The following is a 13225-nucleotide window of genomic DNA, read 5'->3' on the forward strand; positions in this document are numbered from 1 at the left end:
CCAGCTCCTTTCCTCTCCCCCCAGCGGGGGGAGAGGTGGCGCCGCGAAGCGGCGACGGAGTGGGGGAAGGCACTTCTGATACGAGGACTCGCCGAAAGCCAGGCACCACCAATCGCGCCCGCACACTTCGTCAAGGCAGGAATGAAGCCGAAGCCCTCCTCTGGCTCGAATTGAAGCGCAGCAAACTCGGCGGCTATAAATTCACCCGCCAACTCCCAATCGGCCCCTACTTCGCAGACTTCGCCTGCCGTAAAGCCAATCTCGTCGTCGAGATAGACGGCAGCCAACATGCCGAAAGCACGTACGACCGTCGCCGCGACGAATTCATGCGAGCGCAGGGCTATTCAACGCTCCGCTTCTGGAACACCGACATCCTGAAGAACCGCGCCTCCGTCTGCGAAACGATCCTCGCCGCTCTCGACGGCAGATTGGCCGAAAACGTCACTGCATTCGATCTTCGCTTCATATTCGCGGCACACCCAAAAGTTGAATCATTTTCCCCACGCATGGATCTATCCTCATGAAATCTCACGTTAAAGCGGTTGTTATCGGCGGCGGTGTCGTTGGGTGTTCGGTTCTCTTCCATCTGGCGAAAGCAGGCTGGAAAGATGTCATGCTGATTGAGCGCTCCGAGCTCACATCGGGCTCGTCCTGGCATGCGGCGGGTGGTTTTCATACGCTGAATGGCGATCCGAACGTCGCCAAGCTGCAGGCCTACACGGTACAGCTCTATAAGGAATTGGAGGAGCTTTCGGGCCAGTCCTGCTCGCTGCATCTGACCGGCGGCATCATGATGGCGGATAGCCCTGAGCGCATGGACTTCCTGCGCCTCGCGCATGCCAAGGGCCGTTATCTCGGCATGGATACCGAGCTGATTACGCCGTCCGAGGCCAAGGCGATGTTCCCGCTGATGGACGAGACGAATTTCGTCGGCGCAATGTGGGATCCGGTCGAAGGCCATCTTGACCCATCCGGCACCACCCATGCCTACGCCAAGGCGGCTCAAAAACTCGGCGCTGAAATCGTGCTACGCAACCGCGTCATCGAACTGACGCAGGAAACGGACGGCACCTGGAACGTCGTGACCGAACAGGGCACGGTGAAAGCTGAGCATGTCGTGAATTGCGGAGGCCTATGGGCGCGCGAAGTTGGCCGTATGGTCGGCCTCGAACTGCCGGTTCTGGCCATGGAGCACATGTATCTGCTCACCGAACCGATGCCGGAGGTCGAGGAATTCAACAAATCGACCGGCCGCGAAATGGTCGGCGTGCTGGATTTCAAGGGCGAGATTTACACGCGGCAGGAGCGTAACGGCATCCTGCTCGGCACCTATGAAAAAGCTGCGAAGCCATGGTCGCCGGTCAATACGCCATGGGATTTCGGCCATGAACTGCTTGCGCCCGATCTCGACCGCATCGCGCCCTCGCTGGAAATCGGCTTCAAGCATTTTCCGGGCATTGCCAATGCCGGTATAAAGCAGATCATCAACGGCCCGTTTACATTCGCGCCCGACGGCAACCCGCTGGTCGGCCCCGTTCAGGGCCTGACAAATTACTGGACCGCCTGCGCCGTCATGGCGGGTTTCAGCCAGGGCGGCGGCGTCGGCCTGACGCTGGCCAACTGGATGGTGCATGGCGACCCCGGCGCGGATGTCTGGGGCATGGACGTGACCCGTTTCGGCGAATGGGCATCGCTGCGCTACACCAACGCCAAGGTGCGCGAAAACTATTCGCGCCGCTTCTCGATCCGCTATCCGAACGAGGAACTGCCCGCCGCGCGCCCGGCGCAGACCACGCCGCTTTACGACACGATGGTCGCGCAGAACGCAGTCATGGGCGATTCATGGGGTCTCGAAACCCCGCTCTGGTTCGCGCCGAAAGGTACCGAGCCGAAAGACATCGTTTCCTTCCATCGTTCGAACGATTTCGAGCATATCGGCAACGAGGTCCGCGCCGTACGCAACGGCGTCGGCGTCACCGAAATCGCGAATTTCGCGAAATATGAGGTGAGCGGACCCGGCTCGGAAGACTTCCTCAACCGCCTGATGACCAATCGCATGCCGAAAATCGGGCGCATCGTGCTGACGCCGATGCTCAATGAGTTTGGCAAGTTGATAGGCGACTTCACCATCGCAAAGGCAGGTGCCGAGCGCTTCATGATCTGGGGCTCGTCGGCGGCGCAGAAATACCATATGCGCTGGTTCGAAAAGCATCTGCCAAAAGACGGATCGGTTCGGATCCACCGCTTCGACCAGACGCTGGTCGGCCTGTCCATCGCCGGCCCGAAATCGCGCGCCCTCCTGCAGAAGCTGGTGGATGAAGATGTGTCGAACGGCGCGTTCAAATTCATGGATTTCCGCGAAATCGCGGTCGGCGGCGCGCCGTGCCTCGTCAACCGCATCTCATACACCGGCGATCTGGGCTACGAAATCTGGATGGCGCCCGCCTATCAGCGGCTTGTCTATGAAGCGATCAAGCAGGAAGGCGAAGAGTTTGGCATTGCCGATTTCGGCATGCGCGCCCTGCTTTCGATGCGTCTGGAAAAGAACTTCCCGACATGGTTCCGCGAGCTGCGCCCGATCTACGGCGTTTACGAAGGCTCGATGGATCGCTTCATCAAGCTCGAAAAGAACGACTTTATCGGCCGCGATGTTGCTGCCAAGGAGCATCAAGACAGCCCAAAACTTCGCCGCGTATCATTCGTAGTCGATGCGCTGGACGCCGATGTCATGGGCGACGAACCCATCTGGGCAAAGATCGGCGACAAGGATTTCGGAACCATCGACAAGCCGCATGGCTACGGCGCACCGCGCTTTGGCGAAGACGGCAAGGAACGGCGCGGATCGAATGCTTCGGAAGGCGCGTCAGCCATTCGCGGCATCGTCGATGGCGAATGGCGCGTGGTCGGTTGGATCACATCAGGCGGCTACGGCCACCACGTCGAAAAATCGATGGCGCAGGGCTATGTCCCGGCGGCTCTCGCCGAAAACGAGGATTCCGGCTTGTTCGAGATCGAAATTCTAGGCCACCGCCGCCCTGCCCGCATCAATGTCGAGCCGCCATTCGACCCGAGCGGTGAGAAGATGCGCGGTTAAATAAGAAGGCGCTGCATGTCCGGTGGATATGCAGCGCTTTATGTGTTCAATGACTTCAGCGCATCGCGCATCTTTTCGATAATCTCTGAAGGCGTTTTGCGCGAAGTGATAAACGGCAGGCCCTTGCGCCTCGCCGTCCATCCCACAACCTCGACACCTTCCGCCGCCTTTTCGTAAGTCTGCGCCATGGCCCAGCTACGACAATCAATTGCCGCAACATCTGCCCTGCCTTCTGCAACCGCGACGATCGACGCGCGATGCCCACCGCTTTGCGTTCGCTCCGAGAATATATCGATGCTTTCGCCAAGCGCTTCGAGATCGCGCGTCAGCGCGATAATGCCGGACATCGAATCCGGTCCATTGTAGGTAAAGCGCTTTCCCCGCAGCAGATCGAGCGGGATTGGGGCTTTTCCGTTGTCGGACGATTGAAGGTTGCGTTTGTAACCACCCCCCTCTGGCTTGCCAGCCATCTCCCCCTCAAGGGGGGAGATTAGACAATCACCAACCTCGCAACTGCTGATCTCCCCCCTTGAGGGGGAGATGTCCGGCAGGACAGAGGGGGGTGCTCCCATCAAACCACGTCGCATGACTATCGCGCTAGAATAAAACTCGCCCTGCCCGCCTTCAAACGTGTCGTAACTCGGCTGTGCAACGAACTGCACTTCATCCGCCAAGCCTTGCTCCATCGGCCCCCAGCAGGTTTGCGCAAAAAGCAGGTCGGGGTGCCGCCAAAGCGCTGAAAGCTCGAAATCGCGCGTCAGATTTTCAGGCACATCGATGCCTGCTTCACGAAATGCCTCGCGCAATATCACCCATTGCGCATCGGTTTCAGCGCGGGTTTCCGGCCAGTCATACATCGGGAGGGCGGCGATAAATTTCGTCATCGCCTCATCTGCGGCATGATGTGGACGTGCGCAAGATCGGTTCGATCATTCCTTGGGCGGCTCTGCAGGCAGCGGAACCGTGCCAGCGCCATAGGTCGAAGAATGCCCGCGAACGCGTGGCCTGAAAGCGCGACCGGCTTCCGGCACACGGCGCAAAACCGGGTGAACCACCTGTTCCTTCGGCTTGAAAGCGTACTCGCGGATCAGCGCGAAATAGTTCGGATAGGCATAGCCATTGTTCATGCGCAGCCATTCCTCGCGACGTTCCCGGAACAGCTTTGGAAGCTGGTACCACGCAACGGTCGGGGAATTATGGTGCACGAAATGCAGATTGTTGTTCAGGAAAAGCAGCGAAAGCGGCGATTTCTCGACGATAATTGTGCGGCCTTCCGGCTGTTCCGACCATTGGTGCTCGGCAAATGTGCGAACCGAAATCAGCGACTGGCCGAGCCATGCCGGTCCAACAATGTAAATCCAGAGCGGCATCGAAAAGCCGTACGTGATGATACCCAAAACGACCACCATACCGGCAGCGTGAAGCAGCCAGGCCTTGCGAATGCCGCGATCCCCGGCCAGCAGAGCGCGCACATCACTTGCCAGAAAACCGGCCAATGAAATCCATGGCCCAATGATGAAACGACCAACCATCGTATTGTTGAACCGAAGCAGGAATTTCAGCGTTGCCGGCAAATCTTCATGCTGCCAGAGCGTACGATAATAGCTTTCGGGATCGTCGAGCGGGTCGGTCAGCCGTTCATCGGCGTGATGGCGCAGATGCAGCGTCTTGAACCGGCGAAACGGCCAGAACAGGCCGACTGGCAGGAAAACGAACGCCTCGTTCAACCGCACATTGCGTGTCGGATGGCCGTGCAGAACTTCATGAACGAGCGAAGATTGCAGCGCGACCGTGAAAGCCAGAACAAGCAGCGCGATGATCGGATAAGCAGGCCAAAGAACCAGACCGGCAAACGCCCAGACACCATAGCAGGCAACGATCAGCAACACTGTCGGCCATTCGACCTTGCCGTGTCTCTGCCTGACTATCCTGTCACCGCTCATTCAATCTGCCCCGATCCGGAATTACATGACTCCTGACACAAGGCTGTCAGTAGCCTCGCCCATGCGCAACGAGACAATGCAAACAGAATGTTTATATTGCGCACACGAAGCCACCGATGTTATATTTTATAAACAATCTGGAAGAACGAATGTTCTCGAAATCGCTTTGATTGAGCATAATCGGGAATAGTTTTCTGCTTTTGGTGTGATTTGGACAAACGTGATCTCTCAGGCCTTTTCAGGGCGCGCCTGCGCACTTTGATCGGCCGCTCTGGCATGAACCAATCTGCGTTCGCAGCCTCGGTCGGCATCGATCGTTCTGCGCTCTCGCAATTGCTTTCCGGCGCGACGACCCGCCTGCCCCGCGCCGAAACGCTGATGACGGTTGCCGCGACCCACAAGGTTTCGCTCGATTGGCTGCTGGGTCTCAGCCAGGACGAAGGGCTGACAGGCGAGATGCGCGACAGTTTCGAGATCGAGGAAGGCACAGGCGGTTTCGACGGTACACTGCTCGCCAAATGGCATGCCGAGGCAGTCGGCACCAAGATCCGTTATGTGCCTGCCGGTATCCCCGATCTTTTGCGAACGAGTGAATTGATCGAATACGAAGCGGGCATCACCAACAAGAGCCGGGAGTCGCAGCAAGGAGAAACGCAGTATCGCATCGACTACAACCGGCGGCCCGAAACGGATATGGAAGTCTGCATGCCGCGCCATACGCTCGAAGTGTTCGCCCATGGGCTGGGCGTCTGGAGCGGCCTGCCGGAAGAAGCGCGCCGCCGCCAATTGCTGCATATGGCGACGCTTCTGGACGATCTTTATCCGACCTTTCGGCTGTTTCTTTATGATGGAAGGCTGCGCTATTCGGTGCCTTACACGATCTTCGGACCCTACCGCGCGGCGATCTATGCGGGCGACATGTACCTCGTGCTGAATGCCACGGCCCCTATTCAAACGCTGACGCGACACTTCGACAATCTTATCCGCTCCGCCGAAATCAACGCACATGAAGCGGCTGCCTATACGCGCAGGCTCGCCGAAGGCGACATCGCCCGCCCCGCAAATGCATTGACGTGATATAAAGACTTCCTTATATCTTTATTAGATTTTCCAGACACGGTGTTCCCATGACCAATCCGATCGATGCCCTGATCGCCGAAAAAGGTGTCCTGCTTGCAGATGGCGCCACAGGCACGAATTTGTTCGCGATGGGACTGGAAGCAGGCGACGCGCCGGAACTCTGGAACGAGACTGCGCCGGAAAAAATCGCAGCGCTCCACCGCAATTTCGTTGAGGCCGGTGCGGATATCATTCTCACCAATTCCTTCGGCGGCACGCGCCACAGGCTAAAACTTCACCATGCGCAGGACCGCGTTCACGAACTGAACAAGCTTGCCGCAGAAATCGCCCGCGAAGCGGCGGATTCGGTTTATCGCAAGGTCATCGTTGCGGGTTCGGTCGGCCCGACCGGCGAATTGCTGGTTCCGCTCGGCGCCATGACCTATGACGAGGCGGTCGATGCCTTTGCCGAGCAGATCGAGGGCCTAAAGGCTGGCGGCGCGGAAGTCGCATGGATCGAGACGATGTCTGCGCCCGATGAAATTCGCGCAGCAGCCGAAGCGGCGATCCGCGTCGGCCTGCCCTACACCTATACGGGTTCGTTCGACACGGCTGGCCGTACCATGATGGGCCTGCTGCCGAAAGATATTCATGGTGTGACCGATGGGCTTTCGAACCAGCCGGTCGGCGTCGGTGCGAATTGCGGCGTCGGTGCCTCTGACATTCTGGCAACTCTGCTCGATATGGCCGAAGCCAGGCCTGAAGCGACGATCATCGTGAAGGGCAATTGCGGCATTCCCGAATTTCGCGGCACCGAAATCCACTATTCCGGCACGCCCGAACTCATGTCGGATTATGTGCGCCTCGCCATCGATGGCGGCGCGAAGATCATCGGCGGCTGCTGCGGAACCTCGTATGAGCATCTGGCCGCCATGCGCAGGGCGCTGGACGCGCATAATAAGGGCGAGCGCCCGTCCATCGAGGCCATTGTCGAGCGCATCGGCCCCTTGCGCAACAAGCTGGCCGCCAACAGCGGACCGCAGGAAGGCGATCGCAATCGCCGCGAACGCCGCCGCGCCCGCGCCTGAAACGCAATCACATTGAATAAGAGCCGGCGAAGCTGCTTCGCCGGCTTTTTTGTTTCAAAGGCCCGCATAGGCAGCCATGTGAAACGCCTGCACATGCGCGGGGTAGCGATAGGCCGCGCCATATGGGCAGGCATTTCGATCGAGACACCCATCGCTTCGACATGCCTGGCCGCCAGCGCCGCGCACATGCGCAAGGCAGTCCTGATAGGCGAATACCGTCTCGGAATGGGCATTCACCGGACAGGCTTTAAGGCAAGGTTTTCCAACACATAGGTCGCAAAGGTGAATCGGTTTGAGAGCTTCTGGAATCGAAATCTCATGATCGAACAGAAGCGCCCCGCGATAAGCATGCCAGAGGCCGTATTCGGGATGCATAAGAATGCCCAGCGGCGACGGTTTCAAACCCTCGGCCCGCATCGCCCATTGCTGGAATGGCGCAAACGGGCGATCCGATGGAGAAATCGCGCGTGCGCCGAACGTGTCTGCGACGGCTCCGATCACCTCGCGCGACCATGTGTCGAGCGGGTTGTTCAAGTCGCGCGGCTGTGTTTCGCACCAGCGCGAGAAATGCGGCCAGTATGACGCTCCCGCATTTCCGACGAGGAGTACGGCTTTGGCAGGCGGATAGTCGTTCGCGGAAAAATTCAGCCCGCCGCGCAGGATGAGGCCATGGGCGGCGAGAGCACCGGAGATGAGATCGGAAAGGTCATCCTTCATCCGAATTAGTCCCGATCCGGCCAACACCCCTCATCCATCTCGTCGCTACGCGCCGATCCACCTTCTCCCACAAGGGGAGAAGGGAAAGCGCCGCATTGCAGTTCGAGCAAAATACAGGCGCTGGCAATGTGCAGAGGCGAGAATGCAGCGCGCTCCCTTCTCCCCTTGTGGGAGAAGGTGGCCCGAAGGGCCGGATGAGGGGTGTTGGACGGAGCGCGGCTTGATGAACAAACATCTCACCTCTTCCCGTCAGGCCCGCGAATGGCGCTGCGCCAGACTTCCTTGTGAATAATGTCGGCGACTTTAGCCCCGCCTGAATCGGGCTCCTTTCAAGTGAAGGCGTCGGGCATGGACTCCTTCTTCTTGGCAATGAAGTCCTTCAAACCATCATCGATGCCCTGATCGAGCGCCGGTGCCTCGTAAGTTTCCAGCCAGCGGCGGGCGAGTTCGTTGGCGCGCTGCGGCGCGGTCTTTTGGCCCTCCGCCAGCCATTGCTCGTAGGAATTATTGTCGGCAATCGAGGACCGGTAGAACGCCGTTTGGAAATTCGCCTGCGTGTGGTCGCAGCCGAGATAATGGCTGCCCGGACCGACCTGACGGATGGCGTCCATCGCCTGGCCGTTTTCCGACAGATCGACGCCCTCGGCGAATTTCTGGCTCATTCCGAGCTGATCGATGTCCATCATGAATTTTTCATAGCAGGAGGACAGCCCGCCTTCGAGCCATCCTGCCGAATGCAGAACGAAGTTCGTTCCGGCGAGCATGGTGGAGTTCAGCGTGTTGGCGCTTTCGTAAGCCGCCTGCGCATCCGGCACTTTGGAGGCGCAAAGCGAACCGCCCGTGCGGAATGGCAGGCCGAGGCGGCGCGCAAGCTGCGCGGCACCGTAAGAAACCAGCGAAGGCTCCGGCGTACCGAATGTCGGCGCACCCGATTGCATGGAAATGGACGATGCGAACGTGCCGAACAGAACCGGCGCGCCCGGACGGATAAGCTGCGTGAAGGATGCGCCTGCCAGCACTTCGGCCAGAACCTGCGTCAGCGTACCGGCAACAGTGACAGGGCTCATCGCGCCCGCCAGAATGAACGGCGTGACGATGCAGGCCTGATTGTTGCGCGCATAGACTTTCAGCGCACCGAGCATGGTTTCGTCGAAAACCATCGGCGAATTGGCGTTGATCAAGCTGGTCAGCACCGTGTTCTGGTCGACGAAATCGTCACCAAAAACGATCTTGGCCATCGAAATCGTGTCTTCGGCACGTTCAGGTGCCGTCACCGAGCCCATGAACGGCTTGTCGGAATATTTGATGTGGCTGTAGATCATGTCGAGGTGGCGCTTGTTCACCGGCACATCGACGGGCTCGCACACCGTGCCGCCCGAATGGTGGATCGACGGCGCCATATAGGCGAGCTTCACGAAATTGCGGAAATCCTCGATCGTCGCATAACGGCGGTTGCCGTCGAGGTCGCGAACGAAGGGCGGGCCGTAAACCGGCGCGAACACAGTCGCATTTCCGCCGATCTGCACGGAACGCGCCGAATTGCGCGCATGCTGCTTGTAGATGGAGGGCGCAGTCTTCAGCAGGGAACGCGGCAGGCCCTTAGGAAAGTGCACGCGCTCGCCCTTGATGTCGGCACCGGCCTCCTTCCACAGCGCCAGCGCTTCGGCGTCGTCGCGAAACTCGATGCCGATCTCTTCGAGCACGGTATCGGCGTTCTTTTCGATGATCGCCAGACCTTCCTCGTCAAGCACCTCATAGACGTTCACCTTGCGGTTTACGTAGGTCTGCTGGATGCCCGGCCCGCCACCGGAGCGCGCCGCGCGCCGTGCTGCTGCACCGCCGCTTGCGCCGCGTCCGCGCCGTGCGTTGCTTGCTTCCTGATCGTTTCCTGCAGGCGCTTCCGGTGCCGCGTTATCGCTCATCGACGTTCTTCCCTGAATCATTTGTGGCGCCAACTGACGCGGCGCACTTTCGGATCGTAGCCACCGACGCGACGCAAAACGGCCAGCCAGCGCCAAGCACTGTCGCAATATCGACAAGAAACCATGCGGGTTTCCAGTCGCTTTCCTTTTGGCGGAAGTCGCAAATCAGCTATGGAATTGCAAGTGTTGCACGTTACGTATTGGCCTGAAATTCCGCATCTCCCAAGCGAAGCATGATGCGGCCACGAGGAGCCTGAAAATGTCCGACGACGAGATCATCCTTTCCGAGCTTTCCGACGACGAACTCGTGCAGCAGATGCACGACGATCTTTATGATGGATTGAAAGAGGAAATCGAGGAAGGAACGAACATCCTGCTCGAGCGCGGCTGGGTGCCTTACAAGGTTCTGACCGAGGCGCTGGTCGAAGGCATGCGCATCGTCGGCGAGGATTTCCGCGACGGCATCCTGTTCGTGCCTGAAGTGCTGCTTTCGGCAAACGCCATGAAGGCCGGCATGTTCATCCTGCGCCCTCTCCTTGCCGCGACCGGCGCGCCCAAGCAGGGCAAGATGGTGATCGGCACGGTCAAGGGCGACATCCACGACATCGGCAAGAACCTTGTCGGCATGATGATGGAAGGCGCTGGCTTCGACGTGATCGACCTCGGCATCAACAATCCGGTCGAGAAATATCTGGCGGCGATCGAAGAACATCAGCCTGACATCATCGGCATGTCGGCGCTTCTGACGACCACCATGCCCTATATGAAGGTCGTTATCGACACGATGAAGGAAAAAGGCATTCGCGACGACTATGTCGTGCTGGTCGGCGGCGCGCCGCTGAACGAGGAATTCGGCAAGGCAGTCGGTGCCGACGCCTATTGCCGCGATGCGGCTGTCGCGGTCGAAACCGCGAAGGACTACATGAAGCGCAAGCACAATATCCGCGCTTCCGCCTAAATAAAAAAGGCTGTGCTTGAGGCACAGCCTTTATTCTGGGAGGTATTCTGGTTCAGGGCTGCTGAACAGTATCCTCAACGGCATTCGCGGTCGATTTCACGTCGCGGCCAACGCCACGAACGGTGTTCGCACAAGCCGTAATGGCCAGAGCACAAGCCAGAACGGCGGCGACAGATGCAAAGCGTGTAATTTTCATGGTATGATGGCTCCCTCACTTGAATATCATCAGCACATGAACGTGTGCGCGGCAAAGTGGTTCCATGGCTGCAATGCAGAAAAACAGCCGGATTGAAGATCGGCTTCTGGTCATCGCCTGCGGAATGATCGCAAGGGAAATCCTGGCGATCAAATCACGGCTTCGCCTCGATCATCTCGACCTCACCTGCCTTCCCGCCGAATTCCATTATTACCCCGACCGCATTCCGCCCGCGATGGACGACGCCATTACGAAGGCGCGCGCCGAGGGCTATCGCAATATTTTCGTCGGCTATGCAGATTGCGGAACCGGCGGGATGCTCGACATGGTCTGCGAAAAGCATGGCGTAGAGCGCGTCGCAGGTCCGCATTGTTTCGCCTTTTATCAGGGCGACGCTGCCTTCCGGGCGCTGGAAGACGACGACATGATGTCCTTCTACATGACGGATTTTCTATGCCGCCAGTTCGATGCGTTCTTCATGAAGCCGCTCGGCCTCGACCGTCACCCTGAACTTGCCGCGGATTATTTCGGCCATTACCAGAAGGTCGTTTATCTGGCGCAGACCAATGATCCAGAACTGGACAAGGTCGCGGAGAATGCCGCGAAAATGCTGGGATTGGCCTATGAGCGCCGCGAAACCGGCTATGGCGACCTGCCAAAAGCGCTGGAAACTGCTGCAAAACTCCACGCTTGATCACGAAAGCGCCCCGTTTCTCACCTGAACTCATCGAAAATGGAGGATTTTCATGCGGATTCGCACGCTTTTTCTTGGTGTTTTTCTAAGCTTATCGGCCGGTCAGGCATTCGCGGACGGCGCAATTCTGAAAATCATCACGCCTGCCGACAAGGCCCGTCTCGAAAATTATGATGCGACGCTGAAAACCGCGTTGGGAGAAGCCAAGACCGGCAATCCGGGCGACGTTGCGACGCTCGACGCTATAATGGCAAAGCCGAAACTTGGCTTTTCCGATTTCGACATGACCGGCAATTGGCAATGCCGCACCATCAAGGTTGGAGGCAATTTGCCGCTCGTCGTCTATGGCTGGTTCAAATGCCGCGTGACCGATGACGGCTCCGGCTGGATGCTCGAGAAGCTCACCGGCTCGCAGCGCACCAAGGGCCGTTTCTACACCGAAAGCGACACCCGCCAGACCTATCTCGGTTCATTCTTCATCGCGGGCGAAACGCCCAAGAAATACGGTTCCGGCCCCGATAGCGATCAGGTCGGCTACACCTATCGCACCGGCGAAAACGAATGGCGCATCGAACTGCCAGCACCTCGCTTCGAATCGAAACTGGATATTCTGGAATTCCGCCGCTGAGTTCTCTTTAATTCGACGGTAAGCCGATGATGCGAAAAGGGTCTCTGGTTCAGAGGCCCTTTTCGGACGGATCATGTCGCAGACAAAAGAAATCGTCATCGTGACGGAAGGCGGCCCGCATATCTGGGCGCTCATTAATTTCATATCCGACAGGCTTGGCTCCGTGACTGTCATTCTGGAAACGCCTGAATCGAAAAAACTTCTTCTGCAGCGACGCGCTCGCAAACAGGGCTGGTTCAATGCCGGCGGCCAGATCGCGACAATGATCCTCAACCGTCTCGGCAAGAAACTGTTCTCAGCCCGCATCGCAAAGATCGTCGAGCAGAAGCGTTTGCAGACCAGCCCCCGCCCCGGCCAGCGAATTATCGAAGTTCCTTCAGCCAATTCGCCGGAATTCCGTCAAACGATCGAACGTTTGAACCCGGACGTCACTCTGCTTGCAGGTTGCCGGATGCTTTCGCGGCAAACGCTCAGCGCAATAAAATGCCCGATCCTGAACTACCATGCAGGCATTACGCCGAAATATCGTGGCATGAACGGCGGCTATTGGGCACTTGCGACAGGCGACGACAAAAATTTTGGCACGACTGTCCATTTGGTTGACGAAGGCGTCGACACCGGAGCAGTGCTCTATCAAGTGCGCGGAAAACCTGGCCCCGGCGACAATCTGATGATCTACGCAATGCGCCTTGCGTCGTTTTCAGGCGATATCTGCGTGCAGGCTATAGAAGACGCGCTGTCGGGCGATCTGAAGCCAGTGAACACCGGCCTATCTTCAAAACAATGGTATCACCCGCCAATCTGGACCTATCTCTGCAACGGTATTCGCCGCGGCGTGTGGTAAAGCCTCTTATCTCTGTCGCTTTTGAATGCGCGGGCGTCGTCTCATAACAAGCAGCGCCCTGGCCGTTCCGGCAATGCTCGCT

The 13225-nt window shown here is 58.4% G+C and carries 13 protein-coding genes; 8 read left to right on the plus strand and 5 right to left on the minus strand.

Going from position 1 to position 13225, the window contains the following annotated elements:
• Positions 1-35 precede the first annotated feature (35 nt).
• A complete protein-coding gene (locus ABFT80_RS10865; RefSeq protein WP_455189925.1) occupies positions 36-524 on the plus strand; it encodes an endonuclease domain-containing protein in 489 nt (162 codons plus the stop codon).
• Positions 521-3094 carry a GcvT family protein gene (locus ABFT80_RS10870; protein WP_347971930.1) on the plus strand — a complete coding sequence of 858 codons (2574 nt, stop codon included), beginning with the start codon at positions 521-523 and terminating at the stop codon, positions 3092-3094. The genes ABFT80_RS10865 and ABFT80_RS10870 overlap by 4 nt, the downstream gene beginning before the upstream one ends.
• A 38-nt stretch (positions 3095-3132) precedes the next feature.
• On the opposite strand, the gene ABFT80_RS10875 is transcribed toward ABFT80_RS10870, so the two are convergent.
• Entirely contained in the window at positions 3133-3978 is an 846-nt protein-coding gene (locus ABFT80_RS10875) for a phosphate/phosphite/phosphonate ABC transporter substrate-binding protein (protein WP_347971931.1), read from the minus strand.
• Between the two features lie 45 nt (positions 3979-4023).
• Positions 4024-5037 carry a fatty acid desaturase gene (locus ABFT80_RS10880; RefSeq protein WP_347971932.1) on the minus strand — a complete coding sequence of 338 codons (1014 nt, stop codon included), beginning with the start codon at positions 5035-5037 and terminating at the stop codon, positions 4024-4026.
• A 210-nt stretch (positions 5038-5247) separates the two neighbouring features.
• Between ABFT80_RS10880 and ABFT80_RS10885 the strand changes: the two genes are divergently transcribed.
• Both ABFT80_RS10885 and bmt read left to right on the plus strand, forming a co-directional pair.
• Positions 5248-6114, plus strand: coding sequence for a helix-turn-helix domain-containing protein (locus tag ABFT80_RS10885; protein ID WP_347971933.1), 867 nt, complete (start codon positions 5248-5250; stop codon positions 6112-6114).
• A gap of 50 nt (positions 6115-6164) precedes the next feature.
• Positions 6165-7184: a betaine--homocysteine S-methyltransferase gene (gene bmt / locus ABFT80_RS10890; RefSeq protein ID WP_347971934.1), complete on the plus strand. Its 1020-nt coding sequence runs from the start codon at positions 6165-6167 to the stop codon at positions 7182-7184.
• A gap of 54 nt (positions 7185-7238) precedes the next feature.
• Here the strand turns inward: bmt and ABFT80_RS10895 are convergent, their stop codons facing one another.
• Both ABFT80_RS10895 and ABFT80_RS10900 read right to left on the minus strand, forming a co-directional pair.
• Positions 7239-7901 carry a hypothetical protein gene (locus ABFT80_RS10895; RefSeq protein ID WP_347971935.1) on the minus strand — a complete coding sequence of 221 codons (663 nt, stop codon included), beginning with the start codon at positions 7899-7901 and terminating at the stop codon, positions 7239-7241.
• Positions 7902-8230: 329 nt separating this feature from the next.
• On the minus strand, positions 8231-9823 hold the full coding sequence (locus ABFT80_RS10900) for a trimethylamine methyltransferase family protein (protein WP_347971936.1): 1593 nt from the start codon (positions 9821-9823) through the stop codon (positions 8231-8233).
• A gap of 259 nt (positions 9824-10082) precedes the next feature.
• Between ABFT80_RS10900 and ABFT80_RS10905 the strand changes: the two genes are divergently transcribed.
• Positions 10083-10781, plus strand: coding sequence for a corrinoid protein (locus ABFT80_RS10905; RefSeq protein WP_347971937.1), 699 nt, complete (start codon positions 10083-10085; stop codon positions 10779-10781).
• Positions 10782-10833: 52 nt separating this feature from the next.
• On the opposite strand, the gene ABFT80_RS10910 is transcribed toward ABFT80_RS10905, so the two are convergent.
• On the minus strand, positions 10834-10977 hold the full coding sequence (locus ABFT80_RS10910) for an EncA/B family entericidin (protein WP_347971938.1): 144 nt from the start codon (positions 10975-10977) through the stop codon (positions 10834-10836).
• Positions 10978-11041: 64 nt separating this feature from the next.
• Between ABFT80_RS10910 and ABFT80_RS10915 the strand changes: the two genes are divergently transcribed.
• The 3 genes from ABFT80_RS10915 (at position 11042) to ABFT80_RS10925 (ending at position 13143) form a co-directional block, all read left to right on the plus strand.
• Positions 11042-11671 (plus strand): DUF1638 domain-containing protein, encoded by a 630-nt coding sequence (locus tag ABFT80_RS10915; protein ID WP_347971939.1) that lies wholly within the window; start codon positions 11042-11044, stop codon positions 11669-11671.
• Positions 11672-11723: 52 nt separating this feature from the next.
• Positions 11724-12299, plus strand: coding sequence for a DUF4893 domain-containing protein (locus ABFT80_RS10920; RefSeq protein WP_347971940.1), 576 nt, complete (start codon positions 11724-11726; stop codon positions 12297-12299).
• Between the two features lie 73 nt (positions 12300-12372).
• Positions 12373-13143, plus strand: coding sequence for a formyl transferase (locus ABFT80_RS10925; RefSeq protein WP_347971941.1), 771 nt, complete (start codon positions 12373-12375; stop codon positions 13141-13143).
• Positions 13144-13225 lie beyond the last annotated feature (82 nt).

Origin of the sequence: Foliimonas ilicis (assembly GCF_039939195.1) — a bacterium.
GTDB lineage: Bacteria > Pseudomonadota > Alphaproteobacteria > Rhizobiales > Rhizobiaceae > Foliimonas > Foliimonas ilicis.